Source organism: Halosolutus sp. DAT137 (assembly GCF_059736405.1).
This window is the reverse complement of sequence record NZ_JCAQID010000008.1, coordinates 219,217-235,518: the sequence shown is the minus strand read 5'-3', so window position 1 is coordinate 235,518 and position 16,302 is coordinate 219,217. Positions and strand designations below refer to the sequence as shown.

The window sequence follows — 16,302 nt, the reverse complement described above, 5'->3', positions numbered from 1 at the left end:
ATGAGTTTCGAAATCCCCGAGGACCGACGGTATCTAGAATCGCACGAGTGGGCAGCTGAGACTGACGGCGTCGTTCGCGTCGGCATCACCGACTTCGCACAGGACGAACTCGGTGACGTCGTCTTCGTCGAACTCCCCGACGAGGGTGCGGCGGTCGTCCAGAAGGAGGAGTTCGGCGTGATCGAATCGATCAAAGCGGTGTCGGACCTCTATGCGCCCGTCAGCGGCGAGGTTACGGCGATCAACGAGGAGCTGTTCGACGCCCCGGAACTGGTCAACGACGACCCCTTTGGCGACGGTTGGATGCTCGAGATCGAGACCGACGACACGGCCGAACTCGACGATCTGCTCACCGCCGCGGAGTACGAAGACCAGATCGCCTGATCGCACCGCAAGCCCGACTTTCGAGGTCAGTCGGCGGGCGACCAGCGGTTGGTCAGCACCATCACGGCTCCGACGATAGCGACCATCGCTACTCCCCAGAGGAGCCACCCCATCGCCTCGTCGAGTGCGAAGACGATCGCGAGCGTGGAACAAAAGACGACGAGCAGCACGAGCGTCAGGCGGTCGGCGCGATCGAGGTCCATTCGTGTGCCACTACCAACAGAACTTATTTCAGTGTGACGAGGTGCTCTAGCATCTCGTCCAACGGTTCGGTGGTCACGGCGAGCGAGTAGCCGTCGATCCGCGCCAGATCGGCGGCGTGGTCCCACAGGTCGGCCTCGTCGATCCCGTGGAGAATCACGGCGTTCGGGGTCGGGTTGACCACCCGAAGCGCCACCAGCGGCGATTCCCCGCGAGTGACGCCGGTAAAGACGAGGACGCGGTTCGTGCTCTGGCCGTAGAGGCGAAAGAACTCCTCGCTGGAGAGCCGGGTAATCGCCTGAATGCTATCGATGACGGTGTGGCCGCTGATCCGATCGGTCGAACCGGTCGCGATTTCGGTCGCGCCGATCTCGTCGTACAGCGTCGACAGCGGCATCGATGTCGCGTACTCCCGGAGGTCGTGGACGACATCGCTCTCGAAGCCCGCCGAGAGCACGCGACCGTACTGCCGAATGCGATCGCCGCCGCGGCGTTCGTCGATCGCGAGCAGGCCGTCGACGAGTCGGCTGACGACGCCGATTCCGGGGCTTTCCCGACGCCCGCTCTCGTAGTCCGAGATGACCGACGACGAAACGTCGATCTCTCCCGCTAGATCCGTCTGGGAGATGCCGAAGTCGGTTCGCCACTTGCGTAGCGTAGCACCCGGGTCGTCGCTCAGCGTGATCTCACCGGCGATTTTCTCTGCGAGTTCTCGTTTCGGCCCACGTCCGCCCATGGTCGTCGGTCGCGCGGTCACGTCAAGTAAATACCGAACTGTCTCACAGACAATCCGAGAGAGTGATAGTTCGCCGCGGCGAGTGTGCGATATGCCATCGACGGTCGTCCACGTCGGATTCGCCGGCCTGATCGGGACTGCTCTCCTCGGCGACGAGTTCGACACGCGGAGCATCCTGTTCGTCCTCGCCGCCGTTGCGGTGATCGATCTCGACACCCTGATCGGAATCTACGCCCCCGGAACCCACCGCGCCGCGTTTCACAACCTCTGGATCGTCATCGTGCCGGGAACGCTTCTCCTGTGGGACGTCACCGTCCGGGAGGAGTCGTTCCTCCTCGATCGCTGGGGCGCGTACGGCTACAGGGTCGCCTGGGTGACGCTCGTGACGGTCCTGTTCGCCCACCTGCTGCTCGATGCCTTCTTCAACGGGATCAACCTCTTCTGGCCGGTCCACGATCGGTTCTACGATCTCTCCGGGCAGTTCGTCCTGTCGAGCGAACGGGGTGTCGTCCAGACGTTCGTCGAATTCGAAGCTGGCGGAGGCGGCGTCGCGGATTCGACCGCTCGCGGCAGTACGGAGGATACGCACTACTCGACCGGGTTCGATCCGACCCGGGACGACCCGCCGGAAGCCGTCGATCGGATCTTCCCGATCGCCGGAACCGGGGAACGCTTCGTTCTCGCTGTCGCCGGATTCGCGACGGTTGCGTTCCGGCTGTTCGAGGAGCGACGACGCGACGAGTGACTCGACGTAGCGGGACCTGTCACCGTCGTCCGTCGCGCTTCGGTCCGCTAACCTCGTTTCAGCCTGCTTTCGCCGTTTCACTCCGAGTCGTCGCTCGCCGGCGGTTCGATCGTCTCGACGCGCTCTCGAAGCCAGTCGATCGCTCCGTCGACCGACGCTTTGTCCGTTCCCGAAACTCTGAGTCGGCCGGGGCGCTCCTCGCTTCGCGGATAACACCCCACGGAGACGTCGAATCGTCTGGGGAGTTCCTCGAGCGTGTCCGTAAGCGCGCCCTCTGGTGCCGGCGTGAACAGCGTCCGCGCGATCGAGTCGCCCGAAAAGTCGCTGGCGACCTGCTCGAACATGGCCCGCATCTCGTCGGGAATGCCCGCGAAGACGTAGACGTTGCCGACGACACAGCCCGGTGCCCAGCCGTTTTCTATCACGATCGGTCGCGCCCCCTCGGGGAGCGCCGCCGCGGCGTCGAAATCGAGCCGGAGGTCGTACTCGGCCGTCAGCTCCGGATTCTCCTCGCGGAACGCGCGGGCCTTCTCGACCAGTCGTTCCCGGATGCGATCGCGAACCACGAGGTCGTGGCCGAGTCCCTCGGCAACGGCTTCGACGGTGATGTCGTCTGGGGTGCCGCCGATGCCGCCGGTGACGACCACGGCGTCGAACGCATCGCGCCACCGGGCAACGTAGTCGGCGATGACCGCTGGGTCGTCGGGGATCGTCAGGATGCGCTCGACCGTGCCGCCTCGCTCCGTGATCCGATCGGCCAGCCACGACGCGTTCGTGTTGGTCGTCTGGCCGGCCAACAACTCGTCGCCGACGGTGACGATCGCGACCTTCATACCCCGCCGTTCGCACTCTGGAAAGTTATCGCCTCCGGGAATGCATCGAACGGGACGAACCGGTCGGCTGGCCGTTCGGGAGTCGAGCGCCCGATCGCGGGACCGTTTGCCGGCACCATGATTTTTGCGGGTTGCGCGAGGAATACTCGTATGGACACGTTCGCCGACGGTGGGACTGGCACCCCGCTCTCGTCGATCGGTGGGTGCGATCCCGACGCCGCCGCCGTGTCGAACCGTCGGATAGGGAATCGATCGCGACGAGCTGGACCTGACGCGGTGCCCGCAGCATCGAATCGCCGGTCACCACGGCGGAGGGTACGATGGTAGACATCGCGTTTTCGTTCGGCCGACTCCTCTTCGCGTTCTTTCTGGTCTTCTTGAACGGATTTTTCGTCGCCTCGGAGTTCGCCTACGTCCGCATTCGATCGGCACAGATCGAGACGCTCGTCGAGGAGGGGCGATCGTCGGCGACGCTCATCCAGGAAGCCGAGGAGAACTTGGACGACTACCTCGCGACCACTCAGTTGGGGATCACGATCGCGTCGCTGGGACTGGGCTGGGTCGGTGAACCGGCGATCGCCTCGCTTCTCGAACCCGTCCTGGGATCGGTGCTTCCGGCGGGGTCGATCCACCTGGTCTCGATCGCGGTCGGATTCAGCGTCATCACCTTTTTGCACGTCGTCTTCGGAGAACTCGCGCCGAAGACGCTCGCCATCGCGGACGCCGAACGAATCGCGTTGCTAGTCGCTCGGCCGATGAAGTTCTTTTACTACCTCTTCATTCCCGGAATTATCGTCTTCAACGGCACGGCGAACTTCTTTACGCGGCTGATCGGCGTTCCGCCGGCCTCCGAGCGCGACGAGAGCCACACCCCCGAGGAGATCATGCGCATCGTCACGCGATCGGGCGAGCAAGGCACCGTCGATACCGACGAGGTCGACATGATCGAAGCCGTTTTCGACCTCGGCGACACCGTCGCCCGCGAGGTGATGATCCCCCGTCCCGACGTCGTCACCGTTTCGGCCGACCTGCCGCTGTCAGAACTGCGAAGCGCGGTCGCGGGCGGGACCTACACCCGGTTCCCCGTCGTCGACGAGGACGAGGACGACCCGGTCATCGGGTTCGTCCACGCCAAAGACGTGCTCAAAGCGATCGAAACCGCAGATCGGGACGACGAACCCACCGCGCGCGATCTGGCACGAGACGCGCTCGTCGTCCCCGAAACGCGCCGGATCGACGAGGTTCTCGCGGAGTTCCGCCGGCAAAACGTCCAGTTGGCCGTCGTTATCGACGAGTGGGGTGCCTTCGAGGGGATCCTGACGATCGAAGACGTCATCGAGGAAGTCGTCGGCGAGATTCAAGATGAGTTCGACACTCCCGCGATGGACCCTTCCATCGAGGAACGCGCCGACGGACGCTACGTTATCGACGGGAGCGTCCCGCTGGACGACGTCAACGCCGACCTCGGAACCGCGTTTCAGAGCGACGCCTTCGAAACGATCGCCGGACTGGTGTTACACCGCCTCGGCCGCGCACCGGAGACCGGCGATCGGATCGAAACCGACGGCTACGAAGTGAGCGTCGAAGAGGTCGAGGGAACGCGAATATCGAGTGTACTCGTCAGCGAGCGCCAGCCCGATTCCGAGCGATCGTCGGAGTGAACGCCCGTCGCCAGGGATATCAGATCGGAATTAGGTCAGCGTCGACCGCTCGCCGCATGGACGATCGAATCGCCACCACGATCTCGCTCGGGTCGGATCGAGGACGACTCCGGAGCCGTCAGGACCACTGGGCGAACGGCGTACCGGTTTTCGCCCGGCGAATGTACTCGCGTTGCATCTCGTGGACGGCGTCCTCGAAACTCATCCCCGAATCGAGGTGGTCGCGGACGCGATCGAGTTTCCACCGACTCGGGGTCGTCCGGTTGGTCCACCGGGCCTCTATCGGTCCGAGAGACGCCTCGATCGCGTCGGTCGAAAGCCCGCGCTCGCGGAGGCCGCGGCGGGCGAACGCGAACAGTTCGTCGTAGATCACGCCGGAGTCGGTAGTGCGATCGCCGTCGGCGGTGATCCACGCGAGGTCGGCGTCGATACCGTCTTCGACTGCAGTGTAGAAACTCCGTTCGGCCGCCGACCGATCGAGGGACGCGATCGGGTGACCGGCCAGACACAGGCCGTGGACGAGACCGGTCACCAGACAGTGAAACCCGACGTTGTCCGCGACGGTCGGCTGGGTCGGGAGCGGCCGGTACTCGATTCGGATCGACCACCGGTCGCCCCCATCGACCGGTTGGCCGCCGATCACGGCCCGGAGCCAGCGCCAGTAGGTCCCGCGCTTGTGGGAGAGTTCCCAGAACTGCTCGGGGAACGTCTCGCGACCGTCGTCCGCGACCCACTCGCGGAAGAACGGCGCACAGGTCGGGTCCGCGACGAGTTCGTCGATCACGTCCGCCGCGTGCTCGATGTCCTCGGGGAACCGGACCTTCTCCCAGGCCCCGTTTATAGACTGCTCGAATACCGGAATCCGGAGTTCGTGATAGGTCTCCTCGAGCAGACGGGACGGGTCTTCGATGTCGTACAACTCAGGGGGCAACAGCGGTGAATTGGTCGCGAGTGCGAGCACCGGGCCGAGCGTCCGGACTGCAGTGTTGTGGTATCGCGGAAACGCCGCCGTCTTGGGAATCTGCAGATGGGGCTGGATCGAACTCGCGAGAGACTCGAACAGGATCGAAGGGAATCGACACTCTGCCCCCGGAACCGAGAGGGTGACGTCGCCGCCAGTTTCGCTCAGGATGTCGTTGTCGATCGCACAGTAACGAGGCGACGGCGTCATGTTTGTCGCGGTCGTAACTCCCGAATCTTCGCGGACGGCCGTGAGGTAGGCTTCCGCTCCGTCGGTGGGTGGAATCGTCCACATCGCGTCGAGGACGATCGAGGTCCCCGACTCCGCGGCGACCTGCTGGGCCTGCTGGTACTGCTCTCGGAGCTGTCTCGCCTGTGCAGCGACACCCGCCTCGGTGAACGGGTCCGCTTCGGTGTTGAATTCGACGTTGTGGAGCCCGAGTTCCTTCTCGCAGGGACCGTCGAGGACAGCATCCGGGACCCGCGCGAGTCGTCCGTCCTCGTCGACGGCGTAGGCTTCGAGTTCCATCCCGAGTCCGAAACTCGGGCTGTCGAGTCGCCCCTCGCGAAGGGCTGCCTCGAGACGGGCGGCCTGTTCGTCCACGCGCCGATCGAACTCGCGTCGCGTTTCGTCCTCGAGCGATCGTGTAACGAGTTCGACGAGTTCCGACATTACCGAACCAGAGTGATCCCAGTCGCTTATCTGTTTGCTGTCTCGTTTCAGTGGGCGCTACTCCCCGAAGTAACGCCGACGGTACTGCGATCGGGTGTGCACCGACCGTCAGTGCGATCTTGATTCAAGGAGAGAATCCCGCCGTTTAGGGCGTCCTCAGAACGCAAGCGTTCTGATGGGCATCGCAAACCTTCGGTTTGCTCAACGGGCGTGAATCCGACATGGTTCGAAACAACCGCCGTCGGTTGCCCGGCGAAACCCCAACGATTAGTACACGCCGTGACATAGATGTTAACAAGGGTCGCGTCGGCTCCCGGCACTTGCGCGGGAGTACGAGACGCGCTAAAACCAACGTCCGAGGTTTTCTCGGGCGTCAATGACACGCTTGCGGATGGGAGCGCCCGTGACAGCGCCACAGGACGCTCCCGAGCGAGGGACGAAACCCGTCCCACCGACCTCGGGAGAGACGGTCCTGAAACCTGCTCGGCAATAGTAGCAGTACCGGTTGGGTCTCGCGGAGAGTCGAATCGGTTACGAAGAGGGTACGTACCCGGTGACTGAACAGGTAGTCGACGACGATCAGTCGTCGATTGGGGCCGCACTCGACAGTTCTTCGTCGATCTCTGCGTCTTCCATTTTCTCGACGAGAGCGTCGATTACCTCCTCGCGTTTCCCTTTGACGAACTTGATCGAACCGACGACGAGGTGGCCGCCGCCGGAGACGCCGCCGCCGGAAACCTCCTCTTCGAGTTCCGAGACCATCCGCGGGATGTCGAGACGGACGCCATCACTGCGAAGCACCGCGAAATCGGGACCGTATCCGACCGTAATCACGGGATCGCCGGTCTCCTCGATCTTGCGATCGTGAATCTCGCCCGTCGTCTTTCCGGGCGCGGGGTAGGTGAACCGGTGGGCGTAGTTCTCGACGTCGATCCGGTAGAGGTGTGCGCCGTTGTCGAGATCCTCGTGTTCGAGGTGGGGCATGGCGGCGTCGAGTTGCTCGTCGACCTCCTCGCGAGCACGGGAGGCGAAGAAGGAGACGAGTTGGCGGTGGCGTTCGTCCTCGCCGTCCTCGTCGCCGTCGAGTTCGAGCAGGTCCTCGATCAACTGATCGCCGGAGTTGTACCGCAGCCAGAAAGCCGCGTAGTCGAGCGCCTCGCTGACATCTTTGAGCCGCGCTTCGTCGTACCCCTCCTCGGCGGCGAGATCGAGGTAGTCCTCCATCGCGTCGGCTTTCGATCGATCCGAGAGCCCGGCGACGGCGGGAATGTGCCGGAGTTCGTCGGTCAGATCGGGATAAATCATCCGGGCCAGTTCGACACAGCACATCCCCGTCGTGATGCGGTAATCCTCGTCGTGGAGGTACGGATTGACGTGTGCATCGAGGAGATCGTCGACGGCCTCGGGGTCGGGATGGTGGTGATCGACGACGGCGATCGGGATATCGTAGTGGGCCAGCGTCTCGTAGGCCGGGACGTCCTCGGCCGTCGAGCCGTTGTCGAGCATGAGCAACAGCGGGAGTTGCTGGCCGTGTTTCTCGCGGTCTTCCAGCGCGAAGTTCAGGTCGCGCGTCGCGTCTTCCATCTCGTAGAACGGTGCCTTCGCGGGCAGACGCTTGATGAGGTGACGCGGCGCGTCCGCGTCCTCGTGGACCTCGGCAATGAATCGCTGGAGCGCGATCTGGACCGGAACGGCCGCGCACATACCGTCGCCGTCGGCGTGGTGGCGAACCCGGATCGGACGCCCTTCGAGGACCGTCCGACGGAGCAGTGTCGCGACCTCGTGGAGGTCGGGCCGGAGTTTCTCGAAGGCCGGCCAGTCGATCAGCGGTTCGACGTCGTGGGGTTCGGCGCGAGATTCGAGTGCCGATTCGAGACGATCGCGGGCCTCTTCAGCGTCTTCGCCCTCGAGTTTCGAGAGTCCGTCGACCTCGATCTGGAGGGAGTTCTGGCGGTGTTCGGGCATCCCGGTGACGCGAACGATATCACCGACCTCGATCGTTGGGTAGGCGCGGACGCCGGCCTCCTCGAAGGCGGCACACGGGATGACGCCGTATTCGTCCGTGACGTGGAAGATCGTCGGGCCGCCGGTCTGTTTGACCTGCACGACTTCCCCCTCGAGGTGGATCTGTTGACCGACGTTGGCCTCGAGTCGATCGGTTCCGGTCAGGGCGTACTCGTGGTCGACTGCCTCGACGGCGTACTCTTCGACGTCGGCGGGTTCGAAGGCCATATCGCCGTTTTCGCGAACGCTTTCGAGTTCGACGACGAGTTCGTCACCGACGGCGTAGGTTCCTTCGAGGACGGACTCGTGGACGAGTCCGGAAACCGACTCGGAGAGGTCGACGAAGACGCCGTAATCGACGATACCGTTGATTTCGGCGAGATAGAGGGTGTCCTGTTCGATATCTTCTGCGGTACACTCGGCGGCAAGATCGTAGACGACGGAATCCCCGCCGTCTGTGCCGGGGTCTCCGGCAGACTCAGCAGTCATCGTTGGCCGTTCTTTGAGACGGTCGCGTATAACCCTTGTCAAGAAGTGCCGGCACACCGCTGGCGGACCCGTTCGGAGCGCCGATCACTCCCCCTGTGCGTCGACCGTCGCGACGGCCGCGAGGTTGACGATGTCTGAGACCTCGTCGCCGCGCTGGAGGACGTGAACCGGTTTTTCCATGCCGACGAGCATCGGTCCGATCGCTTCGGCACCACCGAGGCGCTGGAGCAGTTTGTAACAGATATTCCCTGCCTCGAGATTCGGGAAGACGAGCACGTTAGCCGGCTCCGTTAGCTCGGTGAACTCGTAGTCTCCCTCGAGCATGGATTCGACGACCGCAGTGTCGGCTTGCATTTCGCCGTCGACCGGGAAGTCCACGGTCGGGTCGTTGCGGAGCCGTTCGGCCGCACGGCGGGGTTTCAGAGTGCCGTCGTTGTCGACGCTGCCGAAGTCGGAGTACGAAAGCAGCGCCGCCCGCGGTTCGACGTTGAACCGTCTGGCGAGATCCGCCGTGTGACGAGTGATTTCGGCCAGTACGTCCTCGTCGGGATCCTGATTGACCGTGGTGTCCGCCAGGAAGACGACCCGGTTTCTGAACGTGAGCATGTAGACTCCCGCCGCGTACTCGGTATCCGGTGCCGTCCCGATCACCTGCAACGGCGGCCGCAACGCGGAGGGATAATGATTCGTCAGTCCCGTGAGCATCGCGTCAGCATCGCCCTGTTCGACCATCACGGACGCGAAGTAGTTACTGTCCCGAATGCGATCGCTCGCCTCCGTTCGCGTCACACCCTTGCGCTGGCGACGCTCGTAAAGCGCGTCGACGTACGCCTCGTGGTCACCAACGGCCGGGTCGACCACTGCCGGCTTGTACTCGAGGCCGAGTGCCGCGATCGTCGCCTCGATTTCGCGTTCGCCGCCGATCAGTATCGGTTCCGCGAGGTTTCGATCAGCGATCTGGGCGGCCGCGCGAATGATCGTTTCGTTCCCGCCTTCGGCCAGCGCAATGCGCTTGGGGTCGGTTTTGGCCTTGTTGAAGACGGTCCGCATCATTTCCCTGGATTTTCCGAGGCGGGCTTCGAGCCGCTCGACGTACCTGTCCAGATCGATCTCGACGCGGGCCGCACCCGTCTCCATCGCGGCACCGGCGACGGCGGGCGCGACCTCGAACAGCACCCGCGGATCGAGCGGTTTCGGGATGATGTACTCCGGGCCGAACTGGAGGGGCTGGTCGCCGTAGGCCTTGCGCACGGCGTCCGGAACGTCCCGCTTTGCGAGGTCGGCGATCGCCTCCGCGGCGGCGACTTTCATCGCCTCGTTGATCTCGGCTGCACGCACGTCGAGCGCCCCACGAAAGAGAAACGGGAAGCCGAGGACGTTATTGACCTGGTTCGGGTAATCCGACCGGCCCGTCGCCATGATAACGGCGTCGTCGCGCGCGTCCTTCGCCGTCTCGTACTCGATTTCGGGGTCGGGGTTGGCCATCGCGAAGACGATCGGATCGTCGGCCATCGACCTGACCATCTCCGGCGAGACGATGCCGCCAACCGAGAGACCGACGAAGACGTCCGCGTCTACCATTGCCTCCGCCAAGCCGCCCTCGGGAACGTCGCGAGCGAACTCGCGGGTGTACTCGTCGAGTTCGCCGGCCTCAGCGCGTTCGGTCGTCAGGATGCCGTCGATATCGACCATCGTCACGTTCTCCGTGCGAACGCCGAGAGAAACGAAAAATTGGGCGGCCGCGATCGCCGCCGCGCCCGCGCCAGCGAACGTGACCGAGAGGTCAGCGAGTTCTTTCTCTGCGAGTTCGGCGGCGTTCAACAGTGCCGCCCCGGAGATGATCGCCGTGCCGTGTTGATCGTCGTGGAAGACTGGGATGTCCATTCGGTCGCGAAGTCGGTCCTCGATTCGAAAGCATTCCGGTGCGGCGATATCCTCGAGGTTGATTCCACCGAACGTCGACTCCATCGCGACGACTGATTCGACGAACGCGTCGGGATCCACGTGATCGAGTTCGATGTCGAACACGTCGATATCCGCAAACCGCTTGAACAGGACGCCTTTTCCCTCCATGACCGGCTTCGAGGCCTGCGCGCCGATATCTCCGAGGCCGAGCACGGCGGAGCCGTTCGAGACGACGCCGACGAGATTCCCCTTCGCGGTGTACCGGTAGGCGTCGGTCGGGTCGGCTGCAATCGCCCGACACGGTGCTGCGACGCCCGGCGAGTACGCGAGCGAGAGGTCGCGCTGCGTGCTCGTCGATTTCGTCGTTCTAATTTCGAGTTTTCCCGCTGGATCCTCGCTGTGATACGCCAGCGATTCATCGTCGAGTGACATACCACCCGCTTCACACACCGCCCGCAAAAACGCCTAGCTAGTACAGCTAGAACTGAGCTAAAGTACCACGGGTCGGAAGATCCGTGGCGGCGTGGTGTCCGGCGGTGGAGGGCCCCTTTCGGAACGTTTAGCAACCGCAAGCCCACAGGTAGGGGTATGGGGCTGCTCGACGCGTTGTTTCGCTCGAACGAGATCCTCGGGATCGCCGAGGAGACTCTCCAGTTCGCCCTCGAATCCTCCGACGCCTCCCACCCGAACGAGTACATGGGCTTTCTCCGGGGAACCGAGGCGGATCGACTGGGTCTCGACACAGACGGCCTCGTCATCACGGACGTCCTCGTCGTGCCTGGAACGGAGGCAAACAGCGTCAGCGCGACCGTCAGAACGAGTCAGATTCCGAACGACGTGAAGGCACTCGGGAGCGTCCACTCCCACCCAAACGGCGTCATCCGGCCGAGCAGCGCGGACCTAGAAACGTTCGGACGGGGAAGCGTCCACATCATCATCGGCGCGCCCTACCGCCGAACCGACTGGAAAGCATTCGATTCGCAAGGTCGGCCGACGACCCTGAACGTGATCGACGTCGACCTTCCGGATACCGAGGAGTTCTTCGATTTCACGCAGGCGGACATCGACGAGGATCTCCGACGATGACGCGGACGGTTATCGCCCAGGGGACGTTCGACATTCTCCACCCCGGACACGTCCACTACCTCGAAGAGGCCGCGGCGATGGGCGACGAACTGATCGTCATCGTCGCCCGCAAGGCGAACGTCGATCACAAGGAGACGCCCATCTGCCCGTCGACACAGCGTCGGGACGTCGTCGCCGCACTCGAGGCCGTCGACGACGCCATCCTCGGCCACCAGAAGGATATCTTCGTCCCGATCGAGGAGATCGACCCCGACGTGATCGCGCTGGGCCACGACCAACACCACGACGCCGGGGCGATCGAAGCCGAACTCGATCGTCGCGGGATCGACTGTACGGTCGAACGCGCGAGCGCCCGCGAACCGAGCGACGAGACCGAAATACTCTCGACGCGGCTCATCATCGATCGAATTCTCGAACAGCGCGGGTGATGTGACCGGCTTCGGCTCGATCGATCAGGGGCACCGCCTTCGGTCCGATCGGTCACAGACCACCCGTTGCCAGAAGATAACGATTCTGTGCTATCGAAATCCGTTGGTACGGACGGATACTAACCGGCGAAAACGGGGGATGAGTGCAACACGACGTCGTTGTATGGGTGGAACGCTCAGAATACGTAGTGAGCAATTCCTTCCCAGTTACAGTTCGGACATTCACTCACGTCTTTCTCGAATTTCTCGCCGCAATTTCGACACTCGTACAGCTCTCTACCGCCACCTCTTTGCAAACACTCACGAACTGTCATTTTTCATCCCGTGAATGACCGTTCCAGAGCCAGCTACGTAACGGAATCTACTGACGCGATTTCAGGAGGTGACCTCGGAGCGCTCGGTGAGCGGTTCGCACGACCGACTCGGCATATGTTGATTCAGCGTCGAGCTTTCCCTTCCTGGCACCGACCCGCGTCGTCGACAGATTGCGGCTTTCTGCGTCCCAACCATCAATCGTCCCGGCCCGCGATCGACCTGACGACCGCGAGCGCGACGAGCGCCGCAAGTGCCGCCGGGACCCCGAAACCGGGTATCGGATCGTCCGCTTCCACGGGCGCGTCATCGTCTACCGGCTCGTCCGCTCCGGTTGCGGTCTCCTCGGACGCCGCCTCGGGTTCAGTCGTGTAATCGGGACTTCGGTCGGGTGACGAAGCGCCGACGACGTCCGAACTTCCGTCGACGGAGACGCTGCCGTTGTGCGTAAACGCGTATTGGGGCCAATCGTTGGTCAGGTCCGTTTCGACCGCCGTCAGGTTCACCGGCGACGTTTCGCCGTCGGCATCTTCGGCAACTGAGAACGTGACCGTCGCCGCCCGATCGCTGCCGGCGGCACCGCCTTCGGCCGGGTCACGGTACTGTTCGATCGTGGCGGTACCGGCGTCGTCGTCGACGTCGATCTCGGTGACGATCTCGGTGTCGTCGCCCTGTTCGAGCCACGGGCCGCGGGTGATCTCCTCGACCGTCAGTACGTCGCTGTCGTACTCGATCCCGAAGGCGACTCGTTCGACGCCGACGCCGCCGTAGCCGCCGTCGTTTAACATATCGATCGCGACGTGGATCCGCTCGCCGGGCGGTGCGACGGCGTCTTCGGGCCCGACTTCGAGGATCGTCGCGCTGTCCCCGGCACCCGCGATTCCTACGGCACCGACTGTCGCGACGCTTGCGACCACGACGAAGGCGATCGCGAGAGAGAGTGTCATTCGGGTCATATTACAGGTTTTCGATCTGGATCGACAGGTCGCCGGTCTCCTGGAACGCCGTTTCGTATCCCTGGTGGCGCGAGACTTGCGGCGGCGCGTCCACCGAAACGACGAGTTCGTCGCCCGCCTGTGGCTGCTCGATCGGGGTTCCGTAGTGGAAGTTTAGTTCGTGATCGAGCGTGGCCGCGAGCGGCGACCCGTCGATCGTCTCGCCGTCTCGCAGGAGTTCCATCGAGAGAGACTGCTGTGGGAGGACACAACGGTTGTACGGCGTTCGGGGCGAGACCGCGAGATAGGAGTCCTCGCCGTCCCCGAACCGTGACTCGGAACCGAGAAGCGTCGTCGCATACACGGCGTCAGCGTGGGTCGGTTCGCCCAGAAGCGTTCCGGGAAGATCCGCAGTCGGTGGGAGCGACGAGTACGGCATCACGTGGTCGTGATCGCCGTGACCGTGATGATCGTCGCCGTCCTCGTGATCGTGGTGGTCGTCGCCGTCCTCGTGATCTCCGTTTTCCTCGTGTTCCCCGTGTTCACCGTCTCCGTGATCGTCGTGCTCGCTGTGATCCATCGGGGCCACCGCGCCGCGTTCGCCCCACCGGTCTTCCTCGAAGAACTCGACGCCCTCGACGAGAGACCTGCGCGCAGCGTCGTCGATCTCGAACTCGAACGTCGCCGTTTCGCGGTTCTCGAAGCGTCCCTCGAAGCTCCCCATCAGCCGGACGTCCGCGATCGGGCTGATCGTGATGGTCGCGGTGTAGGTGCCGTTGCCGTCGATCGGGACGTTGTCCCCGAGATGGAACCCCATGTCCTGGGAGATCATCGTCCAGGGGGCGCGCTCGGAGACGAACTCGCCGTCTTTCGATAACTCGATCGTCGATCCGGCGTCGACCGGGAGGACGATTCCGGTTTCCGGGTCCCAGACGGTCGCCATCAGGTGGATGGCGTCGTCCGTCGGCGGATCGACCTCCTCTGGTCCCGGCATGATCCAGAAGAAATGGGGAATCGAGAGCATCGGTGAAACGGCGACGTCGCCGGCTTCGATCGTCTCGAACATCACCATCCCGTCGCGGTGGGACGGGCGGTAGACCGCGTCCGGCGGGTTTTCGACTCGAGGAAGCGCGTCGAACCCGCTGTCTTCGCCGTTCTCCCCGCCCCCGTTCCCGTCATCGCCCTCGGGGTCGCCGTCGTCGCCGCCGAGGCAGCCGGCGGCGCCGGCCGCCGCACCGACCGCAACACTCGAGGCCAAAAATCGTCGACGCTTCATTGGTTTCGTTCCTAACTGGGAGCTACGATCAATTATACCCCGTGATCGCCGCCGAACCTACCGGAAGGCCCGATCGATCGGCTGTGGTCCGGACCGGGTAACGGAAAAACTGCCGTACATCGATTGCGCTCGCTCGGCAGCTCCCAGAGCGTCGTCTTACTCGATGATTTCTCGCTAGACGGTGCTATCGCGCGATCGAGCGTCCTACGTCCTACCCGTCGATCGCGAGGTTCGCGGTGCTAACGGGACGGGCCCGTCGCGTCCGACCGCCAGTTGTGTCATAGGTATCGGCCAGTATTGCACTTATTGCTGACAATTCCAAAAATTGCCGCAATCTACGTCAAATCGCCACATCTGCCAGTCTCACGGCCTCAGAACGAAGGTGTTTTAATCAATTGATCGCCACTTGTTGGACATGACAGAACGAAAAACTCGGCGTCGGTTCCTGCAGACGAGCACCGTTGCCGGTGCGATCGCGCTCGCGGGATGTGCGGGAAGCGATGACGAAGACGGGGAGAACGGCGGCGAGAACGGCGACGAGAACGGTGCGGAAAACGGCGACGAAAACGGCGACGAAAACGGCGACGAAAACGGAGGGGAAGAGCCGGCCTTTGCCAGTGCCAGCCCAGTCTGTCACGATTACTCCCACAGCGGCGAGGCGTGGGTAACGCTCGGACCGGGGTACGGCGACGCCGGATTCCTCGTCTTCGATCCCGACGCGTTCGAGATCGTCGAAGAGTTCCCGGACGTTCCCGCAAACTGCGGAACGATCGCTCACCCCGACGAGAACAAGATGTACTTGAACGGCGGCGTTGCCGACACCGAGGAGACCGATCCCGCCGGCGAGTGGTGGGCCTTCGACACCGAGAGCTACGAGGAACTCGTCAACGAGGACAGTAACGGCTACGATACCCACGGCGTCTGGTTCACCCCAGACACCGAGGAGCTGTGGATGGTCAACCGGGATACCGACGACGCGTTCGTTCTCGACCCCGAAACGGACGAGGTCATCGACGAAATCGACTTCGTCGGCGAGTCGCCCGACATCATGACCATCTCGCCCGACGGCCAGTACGCCTACGTTACGACCCGCGGTCCCGAGCCGCGATCCGGTCCCCACGTCATCGAAGGGAGTACGCCGGGCGTTGCAGTCGTCGACGTCGAGTCGCGCGAACACGTCAAGACGTTCCAGCCCGACGAGGGCAACGACGCGAGCGACTTCCACGGCATCGGCCTCGTCCCCGGCGACAGTGACGACGACTACGAACTGTGGGCGGTCGACCAGGGGACCGCAGTGCTGTACGTCCTCGAACCGACGGGAGACGGCGGGCTCACGATCGCAGAAGAGATCGATCTCGGTGACGGCGAGCAGGAGACCCCGCACATGGTCGACTTCGACTCCGAGTACCAGTACGCCGCGATCCCGAGCACCAGCGGCGGCAAGACGCTGATCCTCCGCGTCGAGGACTACGAGATCGTCGCGGAACTCGACACCGGTGCCGGCTCGCACTTCGCCGGCTTCAACCCCGACGACGAGTCGATCCTCGTCGACGTCATCGGCGGCGAGAAGTTCGTCGAGATCGTCGCGGACCTCGAGAACGAGGAGTTCGAACTCGGCCAGGAACTCGTCCTCTCGGAACTCGACCAGTTCCCCGGCGGCGAGTAAGCGCTTCC

At 63.6% G+C, this 16,302-nt stretch carries 14 protein-coding genes; 6 read left to right on the top strand and 8 right to left on the bottom strand.

Annotation, left to right across the window (positions count from 1 at the left end; translation table 11 throughout):
• Positions 1-384: a glycine cleavage system protein GcvH gene (gene gcvH, locus AC6I6L_RS14285; RefSeq protein ID WP_497918438.1), complete on the top strand. Its 384-nt coding sequence runs from the start codon at positions 1-3 to the stop codon at positions 382-384.
• Positions 385-410: 26 nt separating this feature from the next.
• Here gcvH and AC6I6L_RS14280 read toward each other — a convergent pair whose 3' ends face one another.
• Positions 411-587 (bottom strand): hypothetical protein, encoded by a 177-nt coding sequence (locus AC6I6L_RS14280; protein ID WP_497918437.1) that lies wholly within the window; start codon positions 585-587, stop codon positions 411-413.
• A gap of 23 nt (positions 588-610) precedes the next feature.
• Positions 611-1,321 carry a helix-turn-helix domain-containing protein gene (locus AC6I6L_RS14275; protein ID WP_497918436.1) on the bottom strand — a complete coding sequence of 237 codons (711 nt, stop codon included), beginning with the start codon at positions 1,319-1,321 and terminating at the stop codon, positions 611-613.
• 91 nt (positions 1,322-1,412) lie between these two features.
• On the opposite strand from AC6I6L_RS14275, the gene AC6I6L_RS14270 reads away from it, so the two are divergent.
• Entirely contained in the window at positions 1,413-2,066 is a 654-nt protein-coding gene (locus AC6I6L_RS14270) for a metal-dependent hydrolase (protein ID WP_497918435.1), read from the top strand.
• Positions 2,067-2,143: 77 nt separating this feature from the next.
• Here the strand turns inward: AC6I6L_RS14270 and AC6I6L_RS14265 are convergent, their stop codons facing one another.
• Positions 2,144-2,899 carry a competence/damage-inducible protein A gene (locus AC6I6L_RS14265; RefSeq protein ID WP_497918434.1) on the bottom strand — a complete coding sequence of 252 codons (756 nt, stop codon included), beginning with the start codon at positions 2,897-2,899 and terminating at the stop codon, positions 2,144-2,146.
• Between the two features lie 320 nt (positions 2,900-3,219).
• Here AC6I6L_RS14265 and AC6I6L_RS14260 point away from each other — a divergent pair, with 320 nt between their 5' ends.
• A complete protein-coding gene (locus tag AC6I6L_RS14260; RefSeq protein ID WP_497918433.1) occupies positions 3,220-4,560 on the top strand; it encodes a hemolysin family protein in 1,341 nt (446 codons plus the stop codon).
• Between the two features lie 118 nt (positions 4,561-4,678).
• Here AC6I6L_RS14260 and AC6I6L_RS14255 read toward each other — a convergent pair whose 3' ends face one another.
• The 3 genes from AC6I6L_RS14255 to AC6I6L_RS14245 form a co-directional block, all read right to left on the bottom strand.
• The gene (locus tag AC6I6L_RS14255; protein ID WP_497918432.1) at positions 4,679-6,193 is read right to left on the bottom strand and encodes a glutamate-cysteine ligase family protein; all 1,515 of its coding nucleotides are present in this window, start codon (positions 6,191-6,193) and stop codon (positions 4,679-4,681) included.
• Between the two features lie 579 nt (positions 6,194-6,772).
• Positions 6,773-8,686, bottom strand: coding sequence for a Hef-associated nuclease (han, locus tag AC6I6L_RS14250; protein ID WP_497918431.1), 1,914 nt, complete (start codon positions 8,684-8,686; stop codon positions 6,773-6,775).
• Between the two features lie 84 nt (positions 8,687-8,770).
• Positions 8,771-11,023 carry an NADP-dependent malic enzyme gene (locus AC6I6L_RS14245; RefSeq protein ID WP_497918430.1) on the bottom strand — a complete coding sequence of 751 codons (2,253 nt, stop codon included), beginning with the start codon at positions 11,021-11,023 and terminating at the stop codon, positions 8,771-8,773.
• A 156-nt stretch (positions 11,024-11,179) separates the two neighbouring features.
• Between AC6I6L_RS14245 and AC6I6L_RS14240 the strand changes: the two genes are divergently transcribed.
• Both AC6I6L_RS14240 and AC6I6L_RS14235 read left to right on the top strand, forming a co-directional pair.
• Positions 11,180-11,677, top strand: a complete 498-nt coding sequence (locus AC6I6L_RS14240) for a Mov34/MPN/PAD-1 family protein (protein ID WP_497918429.1) — start codon at positions 11,180-11,182, stop codon at positions 11,675-11,677.
• Positions 11,674-12,105: an FAD synthase family protein gene (locus tag AC6I6L_RS14235; protein WP_497918428.1), complete on the top strand. Its 432-nt coding sequence runs from the start codon at positions 11,674-11,676 to the stop codon at positions 12,103-12,105. The genes AC6I6L_RS14240 and AC6I6L_RS14235 overlap by 4 nt, the downstream gene beginning before the upstream one ends.
• 509 nt (positions 12,106-12,614) lie before the next feature.
• On the opposite strand, the gene AC6I6L_RS14230 is transcribed toward AC6I6L_RS14235, so the two are convergent.
• Both AC6I6L_RS14230 and AC6I6L_RS14225 read right to left on the bottom strand, forming a co-directional pair.
• Positions 12,615-13,373: a cohesin domain-containing protein gene (locus AC6I6L_RS14230; RefSeq protein WP_497918427.1), complete on the bottom strand. Its 759-nt coding sequence runs from the start codon at positions 13,371-13,373 to the stop codon at positions 12,615-12,617.
• A 1-nt stretch (position 13,374) separates the two neighbouring features.
• Positions 13,375-14,628 carry a DUF7350 domain-containing protein gene (locus AC6I6L_RS14225; RefSeq protein ID WP_497918426.1) on the bottom strand — a complete coding sequence of 418 codons (1,254 nt, stop codon included), beginning with the start codon at positions 14,626-14,628 and terminating at the stop codon, positions 13,375-13,377.
• Positions 14,629-15,043: 415 nt separating this feature from the next.
• Between AC6I6L_RS14225 and AC6I6L_RS14220 the strand changes: the two genes are divergently transcribed.
• The gene (locus tag AC6I6L_RS14220) at positions 15,044-16,294 is read left to right on the top strand and encodes a hypothetical protein (protein ID WP_497918425.1); all 1,251 of its coding nucleotides are present in this window, start codon (positions 15,044-15,046) and stop codon (positions 16,292-16,294) included.
• Positions 16,295-16,302: the final 8 nt, after the last annotated feature.

Coding starts and splice junctions, on each gene's coding strand:
- AC6I6L_RS14230 (WP_497918427.1), bottom strand. CDS start 13,373: ATGACCCGAATGACACTCTCTCTCGCGATCGCCTTCGTCGTGGTCGCA.
- AC6I6L_RS14275 (WP_497918436.1), bottom strand. CDS start 1,321: ATGGGCGGACGTGGGCCGAAACGAGAACTCGCAGAGAAAATCGCCGGT.
- AC6I6L_RS14260 (WP_497918433.1), top strand. CDS start 3,220: ATGGTAGACATCGCGTTTTCGTTCGGCCGACTCCTCTTCGCGTTCTTT.
- AC6I6L_RS14240 (WP_497918429.1), top strand. CDS start 11,180: ATGGGGCTGCTCGACGCGTTGTTTCGCTCGAACGAGATCCTCGGGATC.
- gcvH (WP_497918438.1), top strand. CDS start 1: ATGAGTTTCGAAATCCCCGAGGACCGACGGTATCTAGAATCGCACGAG.
- han (WP_497918431.1), bottom strand. CDS start 8,686: ATGACTGCTGAGTCTGCCGGAGACCCCGGCACAGACGGCGGGGATTCC.
- AC6I6L_RS14245 (WP_497918430.1), bottom strand. CDS start 11,023: ATGTCACTCGACGATGAATCGCTGGCGTATCACAGCGAGGATCCAGCG.
- AC6I6L_RS14280 (WP_497918437.1), bottom strand. CDS start 587: ATGGACCTCGATCGCGCCGACCGCCTGACGCTCGTGCTGCTCGTCGTC.
- AC6I6L_RS14220 (WP_497918425.1), top strand. CDS start 15,044: ATGACAGAACGAAAAACTCGGCGTCGGTTCCTGCAGACGAGCACCGTT.
- AC6I6L_RS14265 (WP_497918434.1), bottom strand. CDS start 2,899: ATGAAGGTCGCGATCGTCACCGTCGGCGACGAGTTGTTGGCCGGCCAG.
- AC6I6L_RS14225 (WP_497918426.1), bottom strand. CDS start 14,628: ATGAAGCGTCGACGATTTTTGGCCTCGAGTGTTGCGGTCGGTGCGGCG.
- AC6I6L_RS14255 (WP_497918432.1), bottom strand. CDS start 6,193: ATGTCGGAACTCGTCGAACTCGTTACACGATCGCTCGAGGACGAAACG.
- AC6I6L_RS14270 (WP_497918435.1), top strand. CDS start 1,413: ATGCCATCGACGGTCGTCCACGTCGGATTCGCCGGCCTGATCGGGACT.
- AC6I6L_RS14235 (WP_497918428.1), top strand. CDS start 11,674: ATGACGCGGACGGTTATCGCCCAGGGGACGTTCGACATTCTCCACCCC.